8 protein-coding genes and 1 pseudogene are annotated in these 24,469 nt (G+C 73.6%); all 9 read left to right on the top strand.

The window, feature by feature from the left end:
• Window positions 1-77: 77 nt before the first annotated feature.
• A pseudogene (locus ACIQ8B_RS20150) lies at window positions 78-5,609 on the top strand (SDR family NAD(P)-dependent oxidoreductase); the annotation flags it as partial.
• 50 nt (window positions 5,610-5,659) lie between these two features.
• On the top strand, window positions 5,660-16,477 hold the full coding sequence (locus ACIQ8B_RS20145) for a type I polyketide synthase (protein ID WP_403548451.1): 10,818 nt from the start codon (window positions 5,660-5,662) through the stop codon (window positions 16,475-16,477).
• A gap of 34 nt (window positions 16,478-16,511) precedes the next feature.
• Window positions 16,512-17,291 (top strand): arylamine N-acetyltransferase, encoded by a 780-nt coding sequence (locus tag ACIQ8B_RS20140; RefSeq protein WP_403548449.1) that lies wholly within the window; start codon window positions 16,512-16,514, stop codon window positions 17,289-17,291.
• Between the two features lie 104 nt (window positions 17,292-17,395).
• A complete protein-coding gene (locus tag ACIQ8B_RS20135) occupies window positions 17,396-18,739 on the top strand; it encodes an NAD(P)/FAD-dependent oxidoreductase (RefSeq protein WP_403548447.1) in 1,344 nt (447 codons plus the stop codon).
• A 9-nt stretch (window positions 18,740-18,748) separates the two neighbouring features.
• Entirely contained in the window at window positions 18,749-19,819 is a 1,071-nt protein-coding gene (locus ACIQ8B_RS20130; protein WP_403548445.1) for a 3-dehydroquinate synthase family protein, read from the top strand.
• Window positions 19,816-21,228 (top strand): 3-deoxy-7-phosphoheptulonate synthase, encoded by a 1,413-nt coding sequence (locus tag ACIQ8B_RS20125; RefSeq protein ID WP_403548443.1) that lies wholly within the window; start codon window positions 19,816-19,818, stop codon window positions 21,226-21,228. The genes ACIQ8B_RS20130 and ACIQ8B_RS20125 overlap by 4 nt, the downstream gene beginning before the upstream one ends.
• Entirely contained in the window at window positions 21,225-22,037 is an 813-nt protein-coding gene (locus ACIQ8B_RS20120; protein WP_403548442.1) for a shikimate dehydrogenase family protein, read from the top strand. The genes ACIQ8B_RS20125 and ACIQ8B_RS20120 overlap by 4 nt, the downstream gene beginning before the upstream one ends.
• A gap of 121 nt (window positions 22,038-22,158) precedes the next feature.
• Window positions 22,159-23,319: a DegT/DnrJ/EryC1/StrS family aminotransferase gene (locus tag ACIQ8B_RS20115; protein WP_403548440.1), complete on the top strand. Its 1,161-nt coding sequence runs from the start codon at window positions 22,159-22,161 to the stop codon at window positions 23,317-23,319.
• On the top strand, window positions 23,316-24,404 hold the full coding sequence (locus ACIQ8B_RS20110; protein WP_403548438.1) for a Gfo/Idh/MocA family protein: 1,089 nt from the start codon (window positions 23,316-23,318) through the stop codon (window positions 24,402-24,404). Before ACIQ8B_RS20115 ends, ACIQ8B_RS20110 begins: the two co-directional genes overlap by 4 nt.
• Window positions 24,405-24,469: the final 65 nt, after the last annotated feature.

Raw genomic sequence — 24,469 nt, 5'->3', positions numbered from 1 at the left:
GCCATCGCACGCATTCCTTCTCCTGGGGGTTGAATCCAGTGGCTGACGAGGCAGAACTCCGCGACTATCTCAAGCGGGCCATCGCCGACGCCCGCACTGCCCGCAAGCGGCTGCGCGAGGTCCAGGAGGAGACACGCGAGCCGATCGCCATCGTCTCCATGGCCTGCCGGTACCCGGGCGGCGTGTCCACGCCCGAGGAGTTGTGGACGCTGGTCGCCGACGGCGTCGACGCGGTCTCGGACTTCCCCCAGAACCGCGGCTGGGACCTGGAGGGACTCTTCGACTCCGACCCGGACCACGCGGGCACGTCGTACGTCACCCAGGGCGGCTTCCTGGAGGGGGCCGGCCTGTTCGACGCCGGGTTCTTCGGGATCTCGCCGCGTGAGGCGCTGGCGATGGACCCGCACCAGCGGCTGCTTCTGGAGACCTCCTGGGAGGCGGTCGAGCGGGCGGGCATCGACCCGCTCTCCCTCAAGGGCACCGATGTCGGCGTCTTCTCCGGGCTGTCCGGACAGGGCTACGGTGCCGGCGCCGGCGTGGTGACCCCGGAAACCGAGGGCTTCGCCGGAACGGGCGCCTCAACGAGCGTGGCGTCGGGCCGGGTCTCGTACGTCCTCGGCTTCGAGGGCCCGGCGGTGTCCCTCGACACGGCCTGCTCCTCGTCGCTGGTCGCCATTCACCTGGCGGCGCAGGCGCTGCGTCAGGGCGAGTGTTCGATGGCCCTCGCGGGCGGCGCGATGGTGATGGCCACCCCCGGGAATTTCGTGGCGTTCTCACGGCAACGGGGTCTGGCCGCCGACGGCCGCTGCAAGGCGTTCGCCGACGGCGCGGACGGCATGGGTCTGGCCGAGGGGGTCGGGGTCGTCCTCCTGGAACGCCTGTCGGTCGCCCGCAAGCGCGGACACAAGGTTCTGGCGGTGCTGCGGGGCAGTGCGGTCAACCAGGACGGCGCGTCCAACGGCCTGACCGCGCCCAACGGTCCGTCGCAGCAGCGGGTGATCCGCAAGGCACTGGCCGGCGCGGGGGTGTCGGCGGCGGACGTGGATGTCGTCGAGGCGCACGGTACGGGTACGGCGCTGGGCGACCCGATCGAGGCGCAGGCGCTGCTCGCCACCTACGGCAAGGACCGTGACCCCCGGCAGCCGCTGTGGCTCGGCTCGCTGAAGTCGAACATCGGGCACACCCAGGCCGCCGCGGGCGTGGGCAGCGTCATCAAGATGGTGCAGGCGCTGCGGCACGGAATCATGCCGCCCACGCTGCACGTGGACGCGCCCACGTCCGAGGTGGACTGGTCGGCGGGTGCGGTGGAGCTGCTGACCGAGGCGCGGGAGTGGCCGCGGGAGGGCCGTCCGCGCCGGGCCGGTGTCTCGTCCTTCGGGGTGAGCGGTACCAACGCGCACCTGATCTTGGAAGAAGCGCCGGAGGAGGATGTCTCGCAGCCGCTGCCTGCCGGTGGTGGGGGTGTGGTGCCGTTGGTGGTGTCGGCGCGGAGTGCGGGGTCGTTGGCCGGTCAGGCGGGGCGGCTTGCCGCGTTCGTCGAGGGCACGGACGGGGTGCCGCTGGCTGCCGTGGCCGGTGCGCTGGTCGCGGGGCGTGCGGTGCTGGGTGAGCGTGCGGTGGTGCTGGCGGACTCGGGCGCGGAGGCGCTGGGTGGGCTGAGTGCGCTGGCGCGGGGTGAGAGCGCGCCTGGTGTGGTGTCCGGCACTGCGGGTGCGGGTGTTCCGGGGAAGGTGGTGTGGGTGTTCCCGGGGCAGGGCTCGCAGTGGGCGGGTATGGGCCGGGAACTTCTGGATTCGTCGCCGGTGTTCGCGGAGCGGGTCGCGGAGTGTGCGGCTGCTTTGGAGCGGTGGGTCGACTGGTCTTTGGTTGATGTGTTGCGGGGTGAGGTGGAGCCCGCGTTGCTGGAGCGGGTGGATGTGCTTCAGCCGGCCAGCTTCGCGGTGATGGTGGGTCTGGCGGCCGTATGGGCGTCTGTGGGGGTCGAGCCGGATGCGGTGCTGGGGCATTCGCAGGGTGAGATCGCTGCCGCGTGTGTGTCGGGTGCGTTGTCGTTGGAGGATGCGGCGCGGGTGGTGGCGCTGCGGAGTCAGGCCATCCGCGATCAGCTCGCCGGGCGGGGAGGGATGGCCTCGGTCGCCCTGAGCGAGACCGAGGCGGTTTCCCGTCTGACGCGTTGGGCGGGCCGGGTGGAGGTGGCGGCTGTCAACGGCCCGTCCTCCGTTGTGGTCGCGGGTGATGCGGAGGCGCTGGACGAGGCGCTGGAGGCCCTCTCGGCCGAGGGCGTGCGGGTGCGGCGGGTGGCGGTGGACTACGCCTCGCACACCCGGCATGTGGAGGACATCCGCGAGATCCTCGCCGAGACTCTTGCCGGGGTCGAAGCCCAGGCACCGTCGGTGCCGTTCTACTCGACCGTGACCGGCGAGTGGGTGCAGGACGCCGACGTCCTGGACGGTGCCTACTGGTATCGCAACCTGCGGGGCCAGGTCGGTTTCGGCCCGGCTGTCGCGGAGTTGACCGGTCAGGGCCACGGCGTCTTCGTGGAGGTCAGTGCGCATCCGGTGCTGGTCCAGCCGATCACGGAGATCCTTGATGACGGTGGTGACGGCGCCGATGCCGTGGTGACCGGTTCGCTGCGCCGCGACGACGGGGGTCTGCGCCGGCTGCTGGCCTCGATGGCCGAGCTGTTCGTGCGCGGGGTCACCGTCGACTGGACCGGAGTGCTCCCGGCCGGGGCCACCTCTCTGGACGTGGACCTGCCGACGTACGCCTTCGACCACCAGCACTACTGGCTCCAGGCCACCGATGCCGGCCCCGTCGACGCCACCAGCCTCGGGCTGGCCGGGTCGGATCACCCGCTGCTCGGCGCGATGGTGGAGCTGCCGCACTCCGACGGACTGGTGTTCACCTCACGGCTGTCGCTGAAGTCGCACCCCTGGCTGGCCGACCACGCGATCGGCGGCATGGCGCTGCTCCCGGGGACGGGTCTGGTGGAGCTGGCGGTGCGGGCCGGTGACGAGGCCGGCTGCGGGGTGCTGGAGGAACTGGTCATCGAGGCGCCGCTGGTGGTGCCGGAGCACGGCGGGGTGCGCGTCCAGGTCGCCGTGGGCGCACCGGGCGAGAACGGCTCGCGCGGCGTCGAGGTGCACTCGCAGCGGGACGGCGTTCCCGGCGAGGGGGACGCGTGGACGCGGCACGCCACCGGCGTCCTGTCGTCCGTCCCCGCCGCCCGGGACAGCGACTTCGACTTCGCCGCCTGGCCGCCCCCCGGTGCCCGGCGCGTCGAGGTGGACGTCGCCGGCTTCTACGACGACCTGCGCGAGCGCGGTGTGGGCTACGGACCGGCGTTCCAGGGGGTGCGGACGGTGTGGCGGCGAGGCGAGGAGGTCTTCGCCGAGGTCGCCCTGCCCGAGGAACTGCACCGGGAAGCGGCCGGGTTCGGAATCCACCCCGCGCTGCTGGACGCCGCGCTCCAGACGGGCACGTTCGGTGCCGCCGTCGGCGGACCGGGGGAGGAGGAGGCCGGCCGGCCGGTGCTGGCCTTCGCGTGGAACGGCCTGGTCCTGCACGCCACGGGAGCCTCCGCGCTGCGGGTGCGGGTCGCGCCGAGCGGTCCGGACGGCCTGTCGGTCGAGGCGGCCGACGAGAGCGGCGCCCTGGTCGTGACGATGGACTCGCTGGTGTCCCGGGCCGTGTCCGCCGAACAACTGGACACGGCGGCGGGTTCGGTCGTCACCGACTCCCTGTACCGGGTCGAGTGGACCGAACTGCCCCCGGCCCGCGGGCCGGAGCCCGTGCCGACGTGGGCGCCGGTGCGCACCCCGGACGAGGCCGGGGCGCTGGCCGACGGCGCCGGGGCCCCGCAGGCGGCGGTCCTGGAGGCCGTCGGCGGGACGGGCGACGACGCCGTACTCGCGCTGACCTCCCGGGTCCTCGCGGTGGTGCAGACGTGGCTCGCCGCGGACGGGCTCGACGCGTCGCGACTCGTCGTCCTCACCCGGGGCGCGGTGCCCGCCGACGGCGAGGACACGGTGACCGACCCGGCCGGGTCGGCGGTGTGGGGCCTGGTGCGGGCCGTGCAGGCCGAGAACCCCGACCGTGTCGTCCTGCTGGACGCCGGGCCGGCCTCCGAGGGCGCGGCGGGCCCCGTGCCCGGGGCCGTCCTCGCGGCGGTGCTGGCCAGCGGTGAGCCGCAGGTCGCGGTGCGCGGCGCCGCCCTCACCGTGCCCCGGCTGGCCCGTGCCACCGCTCAGGACGTGGACGCGAACCCGGTGTTCCGGGAGCAGGGGACCGTCCTGGTCTCCGGCGGCGGATCCCTGGGTGAGCTCGTCACCCGGCACCTGGTCGTCCGCCACGGCGTACGGCACCTGGTCCTGGCCAGCCGCCGGGGCCCGGACGCCGAGGGCGTGAACGAACTGGCCGCCGAGCTGACCGGGCTGGGGGCGACGGTGTCCGTCGTGGCCTGCGACATGTCCGACCGCGCCCAGGTCGAGGCTCTCCTCGCCCGGACCGGGCAGGAGCAGCCCCTGCGCGCGGTGGTGCACACCGCCGGTGTGTTCGAGGCCGGGCTCGTCGAGACCCTGACGCCGGAGCGCCTGGCGAGGGTGTTCGCGCCGAAGGTGGACGCCGTACGGCACCTCGACGAGCTGACCCGCGACCTGGCCCTGGACGCGTTCGTCGTCTACTCCTCCGCCTCGTCCGTGTTCATGGGCGCCGGCAGCAGCGGGTACGCGGCGGCCAACGCCTACCTCGACGGGCTGATGTCCCACCGACGCGCGGCCGGCCTGCCCGGACTCTCCCTGTCCTGGGGCACGTGGGCGCACGCCACCAACATGACCACCCACCTCAGCACCGACGACCAGGCGCGGATGAGCCGGCGCGCCAACCGCGACGGGGTCGTCGCGCTCACACCGGCCGAGGGCATGGAACTCTTCGACGCCGCGGTCGGGGCCGCGGACGCCCTGCGGGTGCCGGTCAAGCTCGACCTGCGGGGCGTGCGGGCCTCAGCGGTGGCCGGCGGTGCGGTGCCGCATCTGCTGCGCGGCCTCGTGCCCGTCACCCGCCAGCAGGCGCGCGCGTCGGCCGGGAAGGACAGGGACCTGCTGGGCAGGCTGTCCGGGCTGCCCGGGCCGGAGCAGGAGGCCCTGCTGCTCGACCTGGTGCGGACTCAGGCCTCGGTCGTGCTCGGCCACAGCGGACCGGAGAGCGTCAAGGCGGAGACCGCGTTCAAGGAGGTCGGGTTCGACTCGCTCACGTCGGTGGAGCTGCGCAACCGGCTGCGCGAGGTGACGGGCAGGAAACTGCCCGCCACGCTGGTCTTCGACCACCCCACCCCGCTCGTGCTCGCCCGCTTCCTGCGCGGCGAACTCGGCATCGGCGACGACGTGCTGTCCAGGGTGACCACGAAGATAGAAGACGTCGAGTCGCTCCTCGGTGCAGTGAGCCTCGACGAATCCATGAGGACCGCTATCGCGCTGCGCCTCCAGGGCCTGGTGGCCAGGTGCAATGGGGTCGTCGAGCAGACGGACGGTTCCACGGTCGCGGAGAAGCTGGAATCCGCATCGGCCGACGAAGTCCTCGACTTCATCGACGGAGAACTCGGGCTCGTGTGACGCCGGTACAGGGCATCCGGCACCGCCACATCTCTCGTGAGGACTGACGAATGGCCACGGACGAAAAACTCCTCAAGTACCTCAAGCGCGTCACCACGGAACTGCACACCCTGCGCAAGCAGGGCTCCTCGCACGCGGGGGAGCCGATCGCGATCGTGGGGATGGCGTGCAGGCTGCCGGGCGGTGTCACGGGGCCCGAGGATCTGTGGCGGTTGGTGCGAGAGGGCGGGGACGCCGTGTCGGGGTTCCCCGACGACCGGGGCTGGGAGCTGGACGGCCTGTTCGACCCCGACCCGGACCACCCCGGCACCTCCTACACCGACCAGGGCGGCTTCCTGAAGGGCGCGGGCCTCTTCGACCCGGGCTTCTTCGGGATCTCGCCGCGTGAGGCGCTGGCGATGGACCCGCAGCAGCGGCTGCTCCTGGAGACCTCCTGGGAGGCGCTGGAGCGGGCGGGCATCGACCCGGTCACGCTCAAGGGCACCGACGTCGGGGTGTTCTCCGGAGTCTCCAGCCAGGGCTACGGCTCCGGAGCCGGCGGGGTCGCGCCCGAGCTGGAGAGCTTCACCGGCACCGGCGTGGCGTCGAGTGTGGCGTCGGGCCGGGTGTCGTACGTCTTCGGCTTCGAGGGTCCCGCGGTGTCCGTGGACACGGCCTGCTCGTCGTCGCTGGTCGCCATCCACCTCGCCGCGCAGGCACTGCGGCAGGGCGAGTGCTCGCTGGCGCTGGCCGGCGGCGCGATGGTGATGGCGACACCGGGCACCTTCGTGGTCTTCTCCCGGCAGCAGGGCATGGCCGCCGACGGCCGCTGCAAGGCGTACGCGGACGGCGCGGACGGCATGGGCCTGGCCGAGGGCGCGGGTGTGATCGTCCTGGAGCGGCTGTCGGAGGCCCGTGAGCGCGGGCACCGGGTCCTCGCCGTCATCCGGGGCAGCGCGGTCAACCAGGACGGCGCGTCCAACGGCCTCACCGCGCCGAACGGGCCGTCGCAGCAGCGGGTGATCCGCAAGGCGCTGGCCGGGGCCGGACTCGTCGCCTCGGACGTCGACGTGGTCGAGGGGCACGGCACCGGCACGGCGCTGGGTGACCCGATCGAGGCACAGGCGCTGCTGGCCACGTACGGGCAGGGGCGGGATCCCGAACGGCCTTTGTGGTTGGGGTCGTTGAAGTCGAACATCGGGCATACGCAGGCCGCCGCCGGAGTGTCCAGTGTGATCAAGATGGTCGAGGCGCTGCGGCACGGCGTCATGCCGCCTACGCTGCACGCCGAGGAGCCGACGAGCGAGGTCGACTGGTCGGCGGGCGCGGTCGAGCTGCTCACCGAGGCGCGGGAGTGGCCGCGCGACGGCCGTCCGCGTCGCGCCGGAGTCTCCTCGTTCGGCATCAGCGGCACGAACGCCCACCTGATCTTGGAGGAGGCCCCCGCCGCCGAGGACGAGACCCCGGCAGGGGACGTGACGGCGACGCCGGGCGCGGTGGGCGCGGGAGTGGTGCCCCTGGTCGTGTCGGCGCATAGCGAAGGTTCCCTGGCGGGCCAGGCCAGGCGCCTGGCTGCATTCCTGGACACCCGGCCGGACACCGAGCCGGACGCTCCCGGCCCGGTGTCGTTGCCGCGGGTGGCCGGGGCGCTGCTGTCGGAGCGGGCCCTGCTGCGGGAGCGCGCGGTGGTTCTGGCCGCCACGGGCCAGGAGGCCTCGGCCGGACTCGGGGCGCTGGCCCGCGGCGAGCACGCGGCCGGGACCGTGACCGGCAGGGCCGCGGGAGCGGGCGGCCCGGGCAAGGTCGTCTGGGTCTTCCCGGGCCAGGGTTCCCAGCGCGCCGGTGCGGGACGGGAACTCTACGACCGCTACCCGGTGTTCGCCCGCGCCCTGGACGAGGCGTGCGAGCAACTGGAGGCGTGCCTCGCCGGATGGGTCGACCACTCGGTACGGGACGTCGTCCTGGGCAGGTCACCGGGCAGCACCGAACTGCTCAACCAGACGGTGTTCACCCAGGCGGCCCTGTTCGCGGTCGAGACGGCCCTGTTCCGGCTCGTGGAGTCCTGGGGCGTACGGCCGGACGCCGTCATCGGACACTCGATCGGCGAGGTGTCCGCCGCGCACGTGGCGGGGGTGCTGTCCCTGCGCGACGCGGCGCGACTCGTCGCGGCCCGGGGACGGCTGATGCAGGCACTGCCGCCGGGCGGGGCGATGGTCGCGGTCGCCGCCGGCGAGGCGGAGGCCGACGGGCTGCTCGGCGACGGCGTGGAGATCGCGGCGGTCAACGGCCCCGCGGCGGTGGTCCTCTCCGGTGACGAGGACGCCGTCCTCGCCGCGGCCGGACGACTGCGGGAACAGGGCCGCAAGACCAAACGCCTCGTGGTCTCCCACGCGTTCCATTCCCTGCACATGGAACCGATGCTGGCCGACTTCGCCGCGGAACTCACCGACGTGGAGTGGCGGGCCCCGCGGATACCGGTGATCTCGAACGTGACCGGCCGTCTCGCCGGGCCCGGCGAACTCACCGGCCCGGAGTACTGGGCCGGGCACGTGCGCCGCCCGGTGCGGTTCGCCGAGGGCATCGCCGCGGCGGTCCAGTACGGCGGCACGCTCTTCGTCGAGCTGGGCCCGGGCGCCGCCCTGACCGGACTCGTCGCGGAGACGGCCGCCTCGGCGGTCCCCGACACCACCGCCGGCCCCGGCGTCACGTGCGTGGCGGCACTGCGCGACGGCCGCCCGGAGGAGCGGACCCTGCTCGCCTCGATGGCGGAGCTGTTCGTGCGCGGCGTGAGCGTCGACTGGGCACGTGTCCTGCCGGACACCGGAACCGGGACGACGGTCGTGGACCTGCCGACGTACGCCTTCGACCACCAGCAGTACTGGCTCCGGACGGCGCGGTCGGTGACCGACGCGGCGTCACTGGGACAGGCGGCGGCGGACCACCCGCTGCTCGGCGCGGTGGTGCGGCTGCCGCACTCCGACGGGCTGGTGTGCACCTCGCGGCTGTCCCTGAAGACCCACCCCTGGCTGGCCGATCACACCGTGGGCGGTGCCGTGCTCGTCCCCGGCACCGGCCTGGTGGAGCTCGCCGTACGGGCCGGGGACGAGGCCGACTGCGGAATCCTGGAGGAACTGGTCATCGAGGCGCCGCTGGTGGTGCCGGAGCACGGTGGCGTCCGCGTCCAGGTCGCCGTGGGAGCGCCGGACCGCGACGGCGCACGCACCGTGGAGATCCACTCCCAGCGCGAGGACGCCCCGGGTGCCGGCGACGCGTGGACCCGGCACGCCACCGCCACCCTCGCCGCCGCACCCGCCGCCCGGGACAGCGACTTCGACTTCGTCGCCTGGCCGCCGCCCGGCGCGCAGCCCGTCGAGACCGGCGACTTCTACGGCGGCCTCAGCGAACGCGGCTACGGCTACGGCCCCGCGTTCCAGGGTCTGCGTGCCGTGTGGCGGCGCGGCGACGAGGTCTTCGCCGAGGCCGCCCTGCCCGCCGAGCACCGCGAGGACGCGGACCGCTTCGGCATCCACCCGGCGCTCCTGGACGCGGCCCTGCACGCGGGGATGTTCGGCGCCGAGGCCGACGCGGCGGCGCACGACCCCGGGCAGCCGGTGCTGCCGTTCGCGTGGAACGGCCTGGAACTGCACGCCGCGGGCGCGCCCGCGCTGCGTATCCGCCTCACCTCCGCCGGTCCCGGCGCCGTCGCGCTGGAGGCCGCCGACGAGACCGGCGGCCTCGTCGTGACCCTGGCCTCCCTGGTGTCCCGGCCGGTCTCCGCCGACCAGCTCGCACCGGTGCCGGCCCCGGCGGCCACCGACGCGCTGTTCCGGGTGGACTGGACCGAGATGACGCCGGACCAGTCCCTCCCGCCCGCCCCGGCCTGGGCACCCGTCGCCACCGCCGAGGACGTGGCGGACCTCGCCCGCGGCGGGGCTCCCGCGATGGCGGTGCTGGACGCCGTCACCACCGGCGACGACGGGGCGGACGCCGTCCTGGCGCTCAGCTCGCGGGTGCTGGGCGTGGTGCAGGCGTGGCTGGCCACGGACGGCCTCGACGAGTCCCGGCTGGTGGTGGCCACCCGGGGCGCCGTGCCCGCCGGCGACGAGGGCGCGGTTCCCGACCCGGCCGGGGCGGCCGTGTGGGGTCTGGTGCGTGCCGCGCAGGCGGAGAACCCCGACCGGATCGTCCTCGTCGACGCCGACCCGGCCGCCGACGACGGCGTCGTGCCGGTGCTGGGCGTGGTGCGGGCCGCAGGAGAACCCCAGGCCGCCGTACGCGGCCCGGCACTGAGGGTGCCCAGGCTCGCCCGCGCCGGCGGACCCGCCCCGGACACACCCCGCGTGTTCGCCCCCGAGGGGACGGTACTGATCACAGGCGGCACCGGTTCGCTGGGCGGCCTGATGGCCCGGCACCTGGTCACCCGGCACGGCGTACGGCACCTGGTTCTCGCCGGCCGCCGGGGCCCGGACGCCGAGGGTGCGCAGGAGCTGGCGGCCGAGCTGACCGAACTGGGGGCGGCCGTCGAGGTCGTCGCCTGTGACGTGTCCGACCGCGCCCAGACCGAGGCCCTCCTCGGCCGGATACCCGGCGAGCACCCTCTGCGCGGCGTGGTGCACACGGCGGGCGTCCTCGACGACGGTGTCATCGGGGCGCTGACCCCGGAGCGGCTGGCGCGGGTGTTCGCGCCGAAGGTGGACGCCGTACGCCACCTCGACGCACTGACCCGCGACCTGACCCTGGACGCGTTCGTCGTGTTCTCGTCCGCCTCCGGCGTCTTCGGATCGGCGGGCCAGGGCAACTACGCGGCGGCCAACGCCTTCCTGGACGGTCTCATGGCCGACCGCCGGGCCGCGGGCCTGCCCGGCCTCTCCCTGGCCTGGGGCCTGTGGGAGCAGGACGCCGGAATGACCGCCCACCTCGGCGACGCCGACCAGGCCCGCGCCGGGCGCGGCGGCGTCCTGGCGATCACCGCCACCGAGGGCACCGAACTGTTCGACGCCGCCCTCGTCTCCGGGCAGGCACTGCTCGTACCGATCAAGATGGACCTGGGCGCGGCGCGGGCCGGCGCGGCGACCGGGGCAGCGGTCCCGCACCTGCTGCGCGGCCTCGTACCGGCAGGACGCAGGCAGGCGCGGGCGGCGGCCGGCACGGGCGGCGACGACCTGCCCCGCCGGCTGTCCGCACTCACCGGGCCGGAACAGGACGCCCTCCTCCTCGACCTCGTACGGACCCAGGCCGCGGTCGTCCTCGGCCACAGCGGACCCGACAGCGTCCGCGCCGACACCGCGTTCAGCGAAGCCGGGTTCGACTCGCTCACCTCGGTGGAGCTGCGCAACCGGCTGCGCGAGGCGACCGGCCTCAAGCTCCCCGCCACGCTGATCTTCGACTACCCGAACCCGCAGGCCCTCGCGGGCTTCCTGCGCGAGGAGTTCGGGGACACCACGGCGACGTCCGGCGCGCCGGCCCCGTCCACGGCCACCGCCGCGGACCCCGGCGAACCGATCGCGGTCGTGGGCATGTCCTGCAAGCTGCCGGGCGGTGTGACGAGCCCCGACGACCTGTGGCGCCTGGTGTCCGAGGGCCGTGAGGGTACGTCCGCCTTCCCCGGGGACCGCGGCTGGGACCTGGAGAGCCTGTTCGACGCCGACCCGGAGAGCGCGGGCACCTCGTACACGAGCCGGGGTGGATTCGTTCAGGAAGCGGGTCTCTTCGACGCGGGGTTCTTCGGGATCTCGCCGCGTGAGGCGCTGGCGATGGACCCGCAGCAGCGGCTGCTCCTGGAGACCTCCTGGGAGGCCTTCGAAAGCGCCGGCATCGACCCGCTGTCCCTGAAGGGCACCGACGTCGGCGTCTTCTCCGGAGTCTCCAGCCAGGGCTACGGGGCCGGCGTGACCGCCCCGGAACTGGAGGGCTTCGCGAGCACGGGCACCGCGTCGAGTGTGGCGTCGGGCCGGGTGTCGTACGTCTTCGGCTTCGAGGGTCCCGCGGTCACCGTGGACACGGCCTGCTCGTCGTCGCTGGTCGCGATGCACCTGGCCGCGCAGGCGCTGCGGCAGGGCGAGTGCTCCATGGCGCTGGCCGGTGGCGTCACGGTCATGGCGACACCGGTCAGCTTCGTGGAGTTCTCCCGCCAGCGGGGCCTGGCCGGCGACGGCCGCTGCAAGGCGTACGCCGACGGCGCGGACGGCACCGGCTGGGCCGAGGGCATCGGCCTGATCGTCCTGGAGCGCCTGTCGGTGGCCCGGGAACGCGGACACAAGGTTCTGGCGGTGCTGCGGGGCAGCGCGGTCAACCAGGACGGCGCCTCCAACGGCCTCACCGCCCCCAACGGCCCCTCGCAGCAACGGGTGATCCGGCGCGCCCTGTCCAGTGCGGGGCTGTCGGCGGCCGACGTGGACGTGGTGGAGGGGCACGGTACGGGTACGGCGCTGGGCGACCCGATCGAGGCGCAGGCGCTGCTCGCCACCTACGGCAAGGACCGTGACCCCCGGCAGCCGCTGTGGCTCGGCTCGCTGAAGTCGAACATCGGACACACACAGGCGGCTGCCGGTGTGGCCAGCGTCATCAAGATGGTGCAGGCGCTGCGGCACCGGATCATGCCGCCCACGCTGCACGTGGACGCACCGTCCTCGCGGGTGGACTGGTCGGCGGGCGCCATCGAGCTGCTGACCGAGGCGCGGGAGTGGCCGCGGGAGGGCCGTCCGCGCCGGGCCGGTGTCTCGTCCTTCGGGGTGAGCGGTACCAACGCGCACCTGATCTTGGAGGAGGCGCCGGAGGGGGATGCCTCGCAGCCGCTGCCTGCCGGTGGTGGGGGTGTGGTGCCGTTGGTGGTGTCGGCGCGGAGTGCGGGATCACTGGCCGGTCAGGCGGGGCGGCTCGCCGCGTTCGTCGAAGGCACGGACGGGGTGCCACTGGCTGCCGTGGCCGGTGCGCTGGTCGTCGGGCGCGCGGTGCTGAGCGAGCGCGCGGTCGTCGTGGCCGACTCGGACACGGAGGCCCTGGCCGGCCTGCGGGCGCTGGAGCACGGCGAGAGCCCGGCCGGCCTGGTCACTGGAAGGGTGAGTGGTGCGGGTGTTCCGGGGAAGGTGGTGTGGGTGTTCCCGGGGCAGGGCTCGCAGTGGGCGGGTATGGGCCGGGAACTTCTGGACGCCTCGCCGGTGTTCGCGGAGCGGATCGCGGAGTGTGCGGCTGCTTTGGAGCGGTGGGTCGACTGGTCTTTGGTTGATGTGGTGCGGGGTGAGGTGGAGCCCGCGTTGCTGGAGCGGGTGGATGTGCTTCAGCCGGCCAGCTTCGCGGTGATGGTGGGTCTGGCTGCGGTCTGGTCGTCGGTGGGTGTGCTGCCGGATGCGGTGCTGGGGCATTCGCAGGGTGAGATCGCTGCCGCGTGTGTGTCGGGTGCGTTGTCGCTGGAGGATGCGGCGCGGGTGGTGGCGCTGCGGAGTCAGGCCATCCGCGATCAGCTCGCCGGGCGGGGAGGGATGGCCTCGGTCGCCCTGAGCGAGGCCGACGCCTCGGCGCGCCTGGAGCGTTGGGCGGGCCGGGTGGAGGTCGCGGCCGTCAACGGCCCGTCCTCCGTGGTCGTCGCGGGTGATGCGGAGGCGTTGGACGAGGCGCTGGAGGCCCTCTCGGCCGAGGGCGTGCGGGTGCGGCGGGTGGCGGTGGATTACGCGTCGCACACCCGGCACGTGGAGGACATCCGCGAGATCCTGGCCGAGACTCTTGCCGGGGTGAACGCGCAGGCGCCGATGGTGCCGTTCTACTCGACGGTGACCGGCGAGTGGGTGGACCAGGCGGGTGTCCTGGACGGCGCCTACTGGTATCGCAACCTGCGGGGCCAGGTCGGCTTCGGCCCGGCTGTCGCGGAGTTGACCGGTCAGGGCCACGGCGTCTTCGTCGAGGTCAGTGCGCATCCGGTGCTGGTCCAGCCGATCACGGAGATCCTTGATGACGGTGGTGACGGCGCCGATGCCGTGGTGACCGGTTCGCTGCGCCGTGACGACGGCGGCATGCGCCGGCTGCTGGCCTCGATGGCCGAGCTGTTCGTGCGCGGGGTCACCGTCGACTGGACCGGAGTGCTCCCGGCCGGGGCCACCTCTCTGGACGTGGACCTGCCGACGTACGCCTTCGACCACCAGCACTACTGGCTCCAGGCCACCGATGCCGGCCCCGTCGACGCCACCAGCCTCGGACTGGCCGGCACCGATCACCCGCTGCTCGGCGCGATGGTGGAGCTGCCGTACTCCGACGGACTGGTGTTCACCTCACGGCTGTCGCTGAAGTCGCAGCCCTGGCTGGCCGATCACAGGGTCGGTGGTGTCGTACTCGTCCCCGGTACCGGGCTGGTGGAGCTGGCGGTGCGGGCCGGTGACGAGGCCGGGTGCGGGGTGCTGGAGGAACTGGTCATCGAGGCGCCGTTGGTGGTGCCGGAGCACGGCGGGGTGCGCGTCCAGGTCGCCGTGGGCGCACCGGGCGAGAACGGCGCACGCACCGTGGACGTCTACTCGCGGCCCGAAGACGCCGGCTCCCTGCGGAGCGGTGCGGACGCCTGGACGCGGCACGCCACCGGCATGCTGGCCGGCACACCCCAACCGGCTTCCCGTGCGGCCGAGTTCGACTTCGCCACCTGGCCGCCCCCGGGGGCGCGGCCGGTGGACGTCGCCGGTGGGTACGGTCTGCTCACCGAGGTGGGTTACGGGTACGGCCCGGCGTTCCAGGGCGTGCGCGCCCTGTGGCGGCGCGACGACGAGATCTTCGCCGAGGTCGCCCTGCCCGAGGAGCACCGCGCGGAAGCCGCCCGGTTCGGTATCCACCCCGCGCTTCTCGACGCCGCCCTGCACTCGCCGCTGCTCCAGATCGCCGGGGTGGACGCGGGCGACGGCGCGGCCGACGCGGCGCCGGGCGGGCCCGAGCTGCGGCTGCCGTTCGCATGGAACGGCCTGGTGCTGCACGCCGCGGGTGCCTCGGTCCTGCGGGTGCGCATCGCGCGGTCCGAGCACGACGCGCTGTCGCTGGCCGCGGCGGACGAGACCGGCGCGCTGGTCGTGACGATGGACTCCCTGGTGTCCCGGGTGGTCTCCGCCGACCAGCTCGAGACGGCGGCGGGCACCACCCGGGCCGACTCGCTGTTCCGGGTGGAATGGACCGAGCTGCTGCCGCTCCTGGGCACGGAGACCGTACCCGCCTGGTCGCCGGTGTCCACCGCGGAAGAGGTGGCCACCCTGGCCGACGACGTGGAATCGGGTGCCCCGGCACCTGCCCTGGCGGTCCTCGAGGCCATCGGGGGTGAGGGTGACGACGCGGCGCTGGACCTGGCCACCCGGGTGCTGGAGGCCGTGCAGTGCTGGCTGGACGGGCCGGGCCTGGAAGAGACGCGGCTGGCCGTGGTGACCCGGGGCGCGGTGCCCGCCGGCGGCGAGGAGACGGTGACCGATCCGGCGGGGTCGGCGGTGTGGGGCCTCGTGCGCGCCGCGCAGGCCGAGAACCCGGACCGCATCCTCCTCGTCGACACGGACCCGGCCCGAGCGACCGAAGCGACCGAAGCGACTGACCCGGCCCGTTCGCCCGAGGAGGGCGCACTGACCAACCCGGCGGTCACGGCCGGCACTGCTCCCGTCGAGACGGCGGTGACCGCGCTGGGCGTCGCGCTGGCCGGCGGCGAGCCGCAGGTGGCGGTGCGCGGCGGGGTGCTCTCGGTGCCCCGGCTCGTCCGGGCCGGTGCCCAGGGCGCCGACCCGCACACGGCGTTCGGACCGGAAGGGACCGTCCTGGTCTCCGGTGCCGGTTCGCTGGGCGGTCTGGTGGCCCGGCATCTGGTGTCCCGGCACGGCGTACGGCACCTGGTCCTGGCCAGCCGCCGGGGCCCGGACGCCGAGGGCGTACCGGAACTGGTCGCCGAGCTGGCCGGGCAGGGGGCGGCCGTCGAGGTCGTCGCCTGTGACGTGTCCGACCGGACCCAGGTCGAGGCCCTCCTCGCCGCGGTGCCCGACGCGCACCCCCTGCGCGGTGTGGTCCACACCGCGGGCGTGACCGACGACGGTGTCATCGGGGCGCTGACCCCGGAGCGGCTGGCGCGGGTGTTCGCGCCGAAGGTGGACGCCGTACGGCACCTGGACGCACTGACCCGTGACCTGGCCCTGGACGCGTTCGTCGTCTACTCGTCCGTCTCGGCGGTGTTCATGGGCGCGGGCAGCGGCAGTTACGCGGCGGCCAACGCCTACCTGGACGGTCTGATGGCCGCCCGGCGGGCCGCGGGTCTGCCGGGGCTGTCGCTGGCCTGGGGCCTGTGGGAGCAGACCAGCGGCATGGCGGCGAACACCGACGAACTCACCCGCTCCCGGATGAACCGGCGAGGCGGCCTCCAGGCGATCACCCCGGCCGAAGGCATGGAACTGTTCGACGCCGCCGTGCGGTCCGGGCAGGCGCAGCTCGTGCCCGCCAAACTGGACCTGGCGTCGCTGCGCACCCGGGCCACGGACGGCGGGGGAGTCCCGCACCTGCTGCGCGGCCTGGTCCGCGCCGGCCGGCAGACGGCCCACACGGCGAGCGTCGGCGACCAGGGCAAGGCCCTGTCCGAGCGGCTGGCCGCACTCCCGGCCGCAGAGCAGGCCGAGCTGCTGCTCGACGTGGTCCGCGACCAGGTGGCCGCGGTGCTGGGGCACAGCGCCACGTTCCGCATCGACGCGGACCAGGGGCTGTTCGAGGTCGGCTTCGACTCCCTCACCTCCATCGAACTGCGCAACCGGCTCCGTGACCTCACCGAGCGCAAACTCCCGCCCCACCTGGTCTTCGACCACCCGACGGCAGCGTCGCTCGCCGGCTACCTGCACCGGCTCATGTGCGGCGAACAGGCGGCACTTCCGGTCGCGGGCCCCGTAGCGGTCTCCGTGTGACGCGGCGAACCCACCCCGAGAGAAGGTGACGCAAGTGTTCGACGTGGACAGGTACCTGGCGCGGATCGGCTGTGCCGGAGAGACCGGTGTGGACATCGCGACCCTGCGCAAGCTGCACCGCAACCACCTCATGGCGATCCCGTACAACGGGGCCACCCAGGACTTCGCGGACGGGGTGCGGCTCGTCGACCTCGACGAGGACGCCACGTTCGAGACGTGCGTCATCCAGGGGCGGGGCGGCACGTGCTTCCAGCTCAACCGGCTGTTCTCACGGCTGCTGACGGAACTCGGCCACGACGTCACACTGCTGGCGGCCAGCACCGCGGAGGGACGGGAGGCGTCCGGGCTCGACGTGGAGCACATGTTCAACCGCGTCGCCCTGGACGGCGCCGACTGGCTCGTGGACGTCGGCTACCCCGGCCCCTCCTACGTGGAGCCGCTGCTGATCACCGACGCGGTGCAGAACCAGTACGGCTGCCAGTACCGCCTGGTCGACCGCGGATCCAGGACCGCTCTACAGCGCCGGGGAAGGATCACACGGTGGAGCGTCGTCTACACCTTCACGCCGCAGGCCCGGCAGTGGAGCGACTGGAAGGAAATGGAGGAGTTCCTCGTCCGGGAGATCGCCGCGGACGCAGGACCGCGGGACGGCCGGAACATCCTGTGCGGCCGCACGCTTGACAACGGCCAGGCCGTCCTGAAAGGACGCCGCTACCTGACGGTCCGGGACGGCCGCGAGGAAATCCGCACGATCACGGACGACGACGAGCACCAGCGGCTGGTCTCCCACCTGCTGTCCGACGCATTCGGCTGAGCCGAACCGCCTGCCGTCACCCAGCACTCCTGCACCCAGCACCCAGCACCCAGCACTGCGGACACACACGTTCGCACCAGACCGCGCACCGGAAAGGGAAGAAGATGGCGAAGGAAACAGCCGATGTGGTCGTGATCGGCGGAGGGCCGGCCGGTTCGGTCTGCGCCTACGTGCTCGCCAAACAGGGGCACTCCGTGGTGCTCCTGGAGAAGGAGCTGAGTTCACGCTTCCACATCGGCGAGTCCCTGCTGCCGTACATGATGGGCCTGTTCGAGCGGATCGGACTGCGGGAGACGGTCGCGGCCCAGGGCTACGTGCCCAAGTTCGGCGGCGAGTTCATCGACCCGACGGAGAAGAAGTTCTTCGAGGGCGTCTTCCGCGCGGACTTCACCAAGCAGGGCGTGGGCCGGCATGACAACGCCTTCCAGGTCGAGCGCGCCAAGTTCGACCGGATGCTCGCCGAGCAGGCCGAGGCCGCCGGCGCGCGCGTCCTGTTCGGTGCGAACGTCAACGAGCTGCTCATGGACGGTGACCGGATGGTCGGCGTCCGCTACGAGCGCGACGGCGAGAGCCACGAGGTGCGCTCCGCCTACGTGGTCGACGCCAGCGGCCGTTCCGGGCGGATCGCCAACCGCTTCGGGCTGCGCAAGACCCTCGAGAAGCTCCGCATGGTCGCCGTGTTCCGCCACTACAGCGGCCTCGACGAGCGCCACAACCCCGGTGTCGAGGGCGACATCCAGGTCGGCGCCCACGACGACGGCTGGGTCTGGGCGATCCCGCTGACCAAGGACACCATCAGCGTCGGCACGGTCATGCCGCGCGACGTGCTGCGCGGGGCGACGACGCAGGAGCGGTTCGACGAGCACCTGGCCCGCGTCCCCAGGATCGTCGCCCGTCTGACCGGCACCCGCCCCTCGATGGACCTCAAGGTCGAGACCGACTACTGCTACCACACCGACACGGTCACCGGCCCCGGCTGGCTCATGGTCGGCGACGCCGGCTGCTTCGGCGACCCGATGTTCTCCGGCGGCGTCCTCGTGGCGACGGCCACCGCCGTCCGCGCCGCCGAGACGCTCGGCGAGGTGCTGGCCGACCCGTCGGCCGAGGACCGCCTGCTGGAGAGGTACTCCAACTACTTCAAGACCGGTTACGACACCTACATCCGGCTCATCCACTCCTACTACGACGGCGAACTGGTCGCCATGGCCGCCGACGCCGCCCGCTCCACCGACCGCGAAACCCTGGAGAAGTACCTCATGCGGCTGATCGGGGGCGACTTCTGGAGCGAGCACAACTCGGTGGCCCAGGAGATGCGGCGCCGCAAGGAGTGGGACACCTTCGAGCCGTTCCAGCGGGTCTACGGCTGCCCGTCCTACCCGCACCTGGACGAACTCGACCGCAAGGAGCGGTCCGAGGCACGCGTCCGCCGGGTGACGGCGGGCCGGTAGGGAACGGTCATGGCATCCATTCCGCTGCGCCTGAAAGACCATTCCTACGACGTCCTCGTCGGTCCCGGGGTGCGTACGTCGCTCGCCGAGGTCGTCGGGCGGCTGGGCGCCGGACGGGCGGTCGTCGTGTCGGCCCGCCCGCGGGAATGGGTGCCCGACACCGGTGTGGACACCCTGTTCCTTCCGGCACGCGACGGGGAACGGGCCAAGACGCTCGGCACGGTGGAGCAGCTGTGCGGCGAGTTCGTACGCTTCGGTCTCACCCGGTCCGACGTCGTCGTCTCGTGCGGCGGCGGAACCACCACCGACGTGGTCGGACTCGCCGCCGCCCTCTACCACCGCGGCGTCGCGGTCGTACACCTGCCCACCACGCTGCTGGCCCAGGTGGACGCGAGTGTCGGCGGGAAGACCGCGGTCAACCTGCCCGCCGGGAAGAACCTGGTCGGCGCGTACTGGCAGCCGAGCGCGGTCCTGTGCGACACGGACTACCTGTCCACCCTGCCGCGGCGGGAACTGCTCAACGGCTACGGCGAGATCGCCCGCTGCCACTTCATCGGCGCGCCGGACCTGCGCGCGCTGCCGCCCGCCGAGCAGATCGCCGCGAGCGTGGCCCTCAAGGCCCGCGTCGTGGAGGCCGACGAGCGGGACGCCGGACCGCGGCACATCCTCAACTACGGCCACACGCTGGGCCACGCGCTGGAGCTGGCGACCGGGTTCGCCCTGCGCCACGGCGAGGCGGTGGCCGTCGGCACGGTCTTCGCGGGACGCCTCGCCGGCGCCCTCGGCCGGATCGGCGGGGAACGGGTGGCCGAACACCACGACGTCGTCCGCGCCTACGGGCTGCCCGCCGCGCTGCCCGCCGAGACCGGACCCGCGGAACTGGTACGGCTGATGCGGCACGACAAGAAGGCGCTCAGCGGACTCACGTTCGTCCTCGACGGTCCGAAGGGTGTGGAACTCGTGTACGACGTACCGCCCGAGCTGGTCACGCGTGTCCTCGACCGGATGCCCAGGGCGCCCCTGGCCGAACTCGTCGGCGACGCCGAGCCCGCCGCCACGCCGGACACGGCACGCTCATGAGGCAGCCGACCCAGTGGCCGCCCGGCACCGCGGCGCACACCCCCGCCGACGAAGCGCTCCCCGCCGAAACCCCGGCCACCCCCACCGGCGACACCACCCTCCCGCGCGCCCCGGCCCCCACCGGCGGGCCGGCCGGCCTCACCGGCGACACCGCCTCGACCGGCGCCCCGGCCCCCACCCACGACCCGGCCGCCCTCGTCGGCAGCCCGCTCGCCGGCAGGCTCGCCGATGCCCTGGCGCGGCCCGCCGCACAGCAGCCGCACTGGCCCGACCCGGCCCGCGCCGAGCAAATCACCGCCCTGCTCGGCCGCGCCGCGCCCGTCGTCACGCCGGACGAGACGGCCCGCCTGCGCGCGGAACTCGCCGCGGTCGCCCGGGGTGAGGCGTTCCTCCTCCAGGCCGGCGACTGTGCCGAGGCCTTCGCCGAGAACACGCAGGCCCACCAGCGGGCCAACCTGAGCACGCTGGCGGAGATGGCCGACGTGCTCACCCGCCGCACCGGACTGCCCGTCGTCAAGATCGCCCGCATGGCCGGCCAGTACGCCAAGCCCCGCTCCCGGGCCGTCGACGCCCAAGGGCTGCCCGCCTACCGCGGCGACATGGTCAACTCCGCCGAGCCCACCAGGGCCGCCCGCACCCCCGACCCCGGCCGGATGCTGCGCGTCCACGCCGAGGCCGCCCGCACGATGGCGCTGGTCCGCAGGACCGGCCGGGGCGACGTCTACGTCAGCCACGAGGCGCTGCTCCTCGACTACGAGCGGTCCTCGCTGCGCGCCGACACCAACGGCCCCGAACCCCGCCTGACCAGTGGGCTCGGCCACTTCCTGTGGATCGGCGAACGCACCCGCGAGCCCGACGGCGCGCACATCGCGTTCGCGGAACTCCTCTCCAATCCCCTCGGCCTGAAGATCGGCCCGGGCACCACCCCGGAACAGGCCGCCGCCTACGTGCGCCGCCTGGACCCGCACGCCGAACCCGGGCGGCTCACACTGATCAGCCGCATGGGGCACACCCGGGTCCGGGACGTGCTGCCGCCGATCGTCGAGAAGGTCACCGCCGACGGCCACCAGGTGATCTGGCAGTGCGACCCGATGCACGGCAACACCTACACCACGGCGGGCGGCCACAAGACCCGGCACTGGAACGCGATCGCCGACGAGATCACCGGCTTCTTCGACGTGCACCGGGCGCTCGGCACCCACCCCGGCGGCGTCCACCTCGAAGTCACCGGCGACCCCGTCACCGAGTGCGTCGGCGGCCCCGGGGGCCCGGCGGAGAGCGACCTGCCCGACCGCTACCGCACCGCCTGCGACCCCCGCCTCAACGCGGACCAGGCACGCGAACTCGCCCACGTCGTGGCCCGGCTGGCGGCCGGCGCCGCCGCCCACCGTGAGGAAGGACCACGATGACCGCACCGGCCCCCGCCGCGCCCATCGGCGGCACCACCCGGCTGTACGCCGTCCTCGGCGACCCCGTCGCCCAGGTCCAGGCGCCCGCGCTGATCAACCCCCTGCTCGCCGCCCTGCACCGCGACGCCGTGGTCGTCCCGGTGCACGCCCGGCCCCCGCACCTGGAGACCGTCGTACGCGGCCTGCAACGCGTGGAGAACCTCGACGGCCTGTTCGTCACCGTGCCGCACAAGGTGGCCGTCCGGCGCCTCGCCGACCGGTGCGGCCCGACCGTCGACATCGTCGGCAGCGCGAACGTGCTGCGCCGCGAGCCCGACGGGACCTGGCTCGCGGAGAACTTCGACGGCTCGGGCTTCGTCGCGGGCCTCGTCGCGGCCGGCCACGACCCCCGGGGCAGCAGGGCCGCACTGGTCGGCACCGGCGGCGCGGGCAGCGCCATCGCCGCGGCGCTCCTCGCGGCCGGCGTCGAGCACCTGCTCGTCCACGACACCGACACCGCGAAGCTCGGCGCGCTGGCCGCCCGGCTCGACGCGCACTGGCCGGGCCGCGTGCGCCCGCTCGCCGCCCCCACGCTGGAGGACACCGACATCGCGGTCAACGCCACCCCGCTCGGACTGCGCGCCCACGATCCGCTGCCCTTCCCGCTGGAACCCCTGCCACCGGGCTGCGTCGTGGCCGACATCATCATGAAACCCCGCGAGACACGGCTGTTGCGCGAAGCCGCCGCACGAGGACACCGGATCCACCACGGCATTCACATGCTCGAGGGACAACTGAATTCCTACCGGGAATTCTTCGACCTTCGCTGAACCACGCCGACAACTACCGGACCGAGGGATGCAACGGCCGCGGCGGAAACCTAATTTGGAAACCGCCGTCAAATCTGTTCCGTGCCTTGGAATCGAGTCACATCCAGTTTCTTGGAGAATCATGAACGTGCGACAGGCGCCGGAATACCCCCAGTGGCCGCAGTACGACGAGAAGGAGCGGGAAGGTCTTATCCGCGCACTCGAGCAGGGCCAGTGGTGGCGCATGGGCGGGAGTGAGGTCGACTCCTTCGAGCGGGAGTTCGCCGAACTGCACGGCGCCCCCCACGCCCTGGCCGTCACCAACGGAACCCACGCCCTGGAACTGGCCCTCCAGGTCATGGGAGTGGGACCGGGCACCGAAGTCGTCGTCCCGGCCTTCACCTTCATCTCGTCGTCGCAGGCGGCGCAGCGGCTCGGCGCGGTCGCGGTCCCCGTGGACGTCGAACCCGACACCTACAACATCGACGTGGCGGCGGCAGCGGCGGCCGTGACGTCCCGCACCCGGGCCATCATGCCCGTGCACATGGCGGGCTTCCTGGCCGACATGGACGCGCTGGCCAAGCTCTCCGCCGACACCGGTGTCCCGCTGCTCCAGGACGCCGCCCACGCCCAGGCCGCCCGCTGGCAGGGCAAGCGCGTCGGCGAACTCGGCACCATCGCCGCGTTCAGCTTCCAGAACGGCAAGCTGATGACCGCCGGCGAGGGCGGCGCCGTCCTGTTCCCCGACACGGAGAGCTACGAGGCGGCGTTCCTGCGGCACAGCTGCGGACGCCCGCGCACCGACCGCCGCTACCTGCACCAGGTCGCCGGCACCAACCTGCGGCTCAACGAGTTCTCCGCGGCCGTACTGCGCGCCCAGCTCAGCCGCCTGGAGCAGCAGATCGCCACCCGCCGGCAGCGCTGGGCCGTGCTCTCCCCGCTGCTCGACGCCATCGACGGCGTCGTCCCGCAGCGCCCCGACGTCCGCACCGACTCCCCCTCGCACTACATGGCGATGTTCCGCGTCCCCGGGATCGGCGAGGACGACCGCAACGCCCTGGTCGACCGGCTCGTGGAGGCCGGCGTGCCGGCGTTCGCCGCCTTCCGCGCGATCTACCGCACCGACGCCTTCTGGGAGACCGGCGCCCCGGACGAGACCCCGGAGCAGATCGCCGAACGCTGCCCCCACACGGAAGCCATCAGCCGGGACTGCGTCTGGCTGCACCACCGCGTCCTGCTCGCCGGCGAACAGGACATGCACCGGACCGCGGAGATCATCGCGGACGCCGTGGCCGCGGTATGAGTGTCAGGACCGCCGTCGTCGGGCTCGGCTGGGCGGGGCGGGAGCTGTGGCTGCCCCGCCTGACCGAGCACACCGGCTTCGACGTGGTCGCCGTCGTCGACCCCGCCCCGCGGGCGCGTACCGCCCTCGACGCGGCCCCGGGCGTGCCCGTGCACCCGACGGCGGACGCGCTCACCGCCCGCGCGGTCGACCTGGCCGTCGTCGCCGTACCCAACCACCTGCACGCCGACGTGGCTGCCGGGCTGCTCCGCCGGGGCGTGAGCGTCTTCCTGGAGAAGCCGGTGTGCCTGACCTCCCGCGAGGCCGACACCCTGGCCGCCGCCGAACGGCACGGCGGCGCCACCCTGCTGGCCGGCAGCGCCGCCCCGCACCGCGCGGACGTGGGCGCCCTGGCGAACCTCCTGCCCGGCCTGGGCCGCATCCGCCACGTCGACCTGTCGTGGGTGCGGGCCCGGGGCATCCCGCAGGCCGGCGGCTGGTTCACCCAGCGCAACAAGGCCGGCGGCGGCGTCCTCTTCGACCTGGGCTGGCACCTGCTCGACACGCTCACGTCCCTGCTCGGCCCCGCCCGCTTCACCCAGGTCCTCGGCGTCACCACCAACGACTTCCTGGGCACCGGCGCCTGGAGCGCCGCCTGGCGGCAGGACGCGGTGCCCGCCCCGGCCGCCGGAGCCGTCGATGTCGAGGACACGGCCCGGGGCTTCCTCGTCCGCGACGACGGCGTCTCCGTGGGCCTCCGCGCCGGCTGGGCGTCGCACCAGGCGCGGGACGTCACCCGGATCCGGGTGACGGGCAGCGCCGCCACCGCCGAACTGCGCTGCACGTTCGGCTTCAGCCCCAACCGCCACCCCCACGCCGGGCTGACGCTGACGCGTGAGGGCACCACGACCTCCCTGCCGGTACCCCAGGAGCCCATCGGCACCGAGTACCGGCGGCAGCTGGACGTCCTCCCCGGCGTCCTGTCCGATCCGGGCCACCGCGGCAGGACCGCCGAGGAGGCCCGTACGACGGTCCGCGTCATCGAGGACTTCTACGCCGCGGCCCGCCGCGCGCACGAGCAGACCGCCGTGCCCGCCCGTCACTAGAAGGTGAGGAAGCCGGTGACATCACCCATTTCGACAGGACCAGCGTGGCTCGCGCAGCGGCCCGC

It is taken from the genome of Streptomyces sp. NPDC096105 (genome assembly GCF_044763335.1).
Classification (GTDB): Bacteria; Actinomycetota; Actinomycetes; order Streptomycetales; family Streptomycetaceae; genus Streptomyces.
Note: the sequence above shows the minus strand (reverse complement) of the source record. Positions and strands in the feature narration are given on the sequence as shown.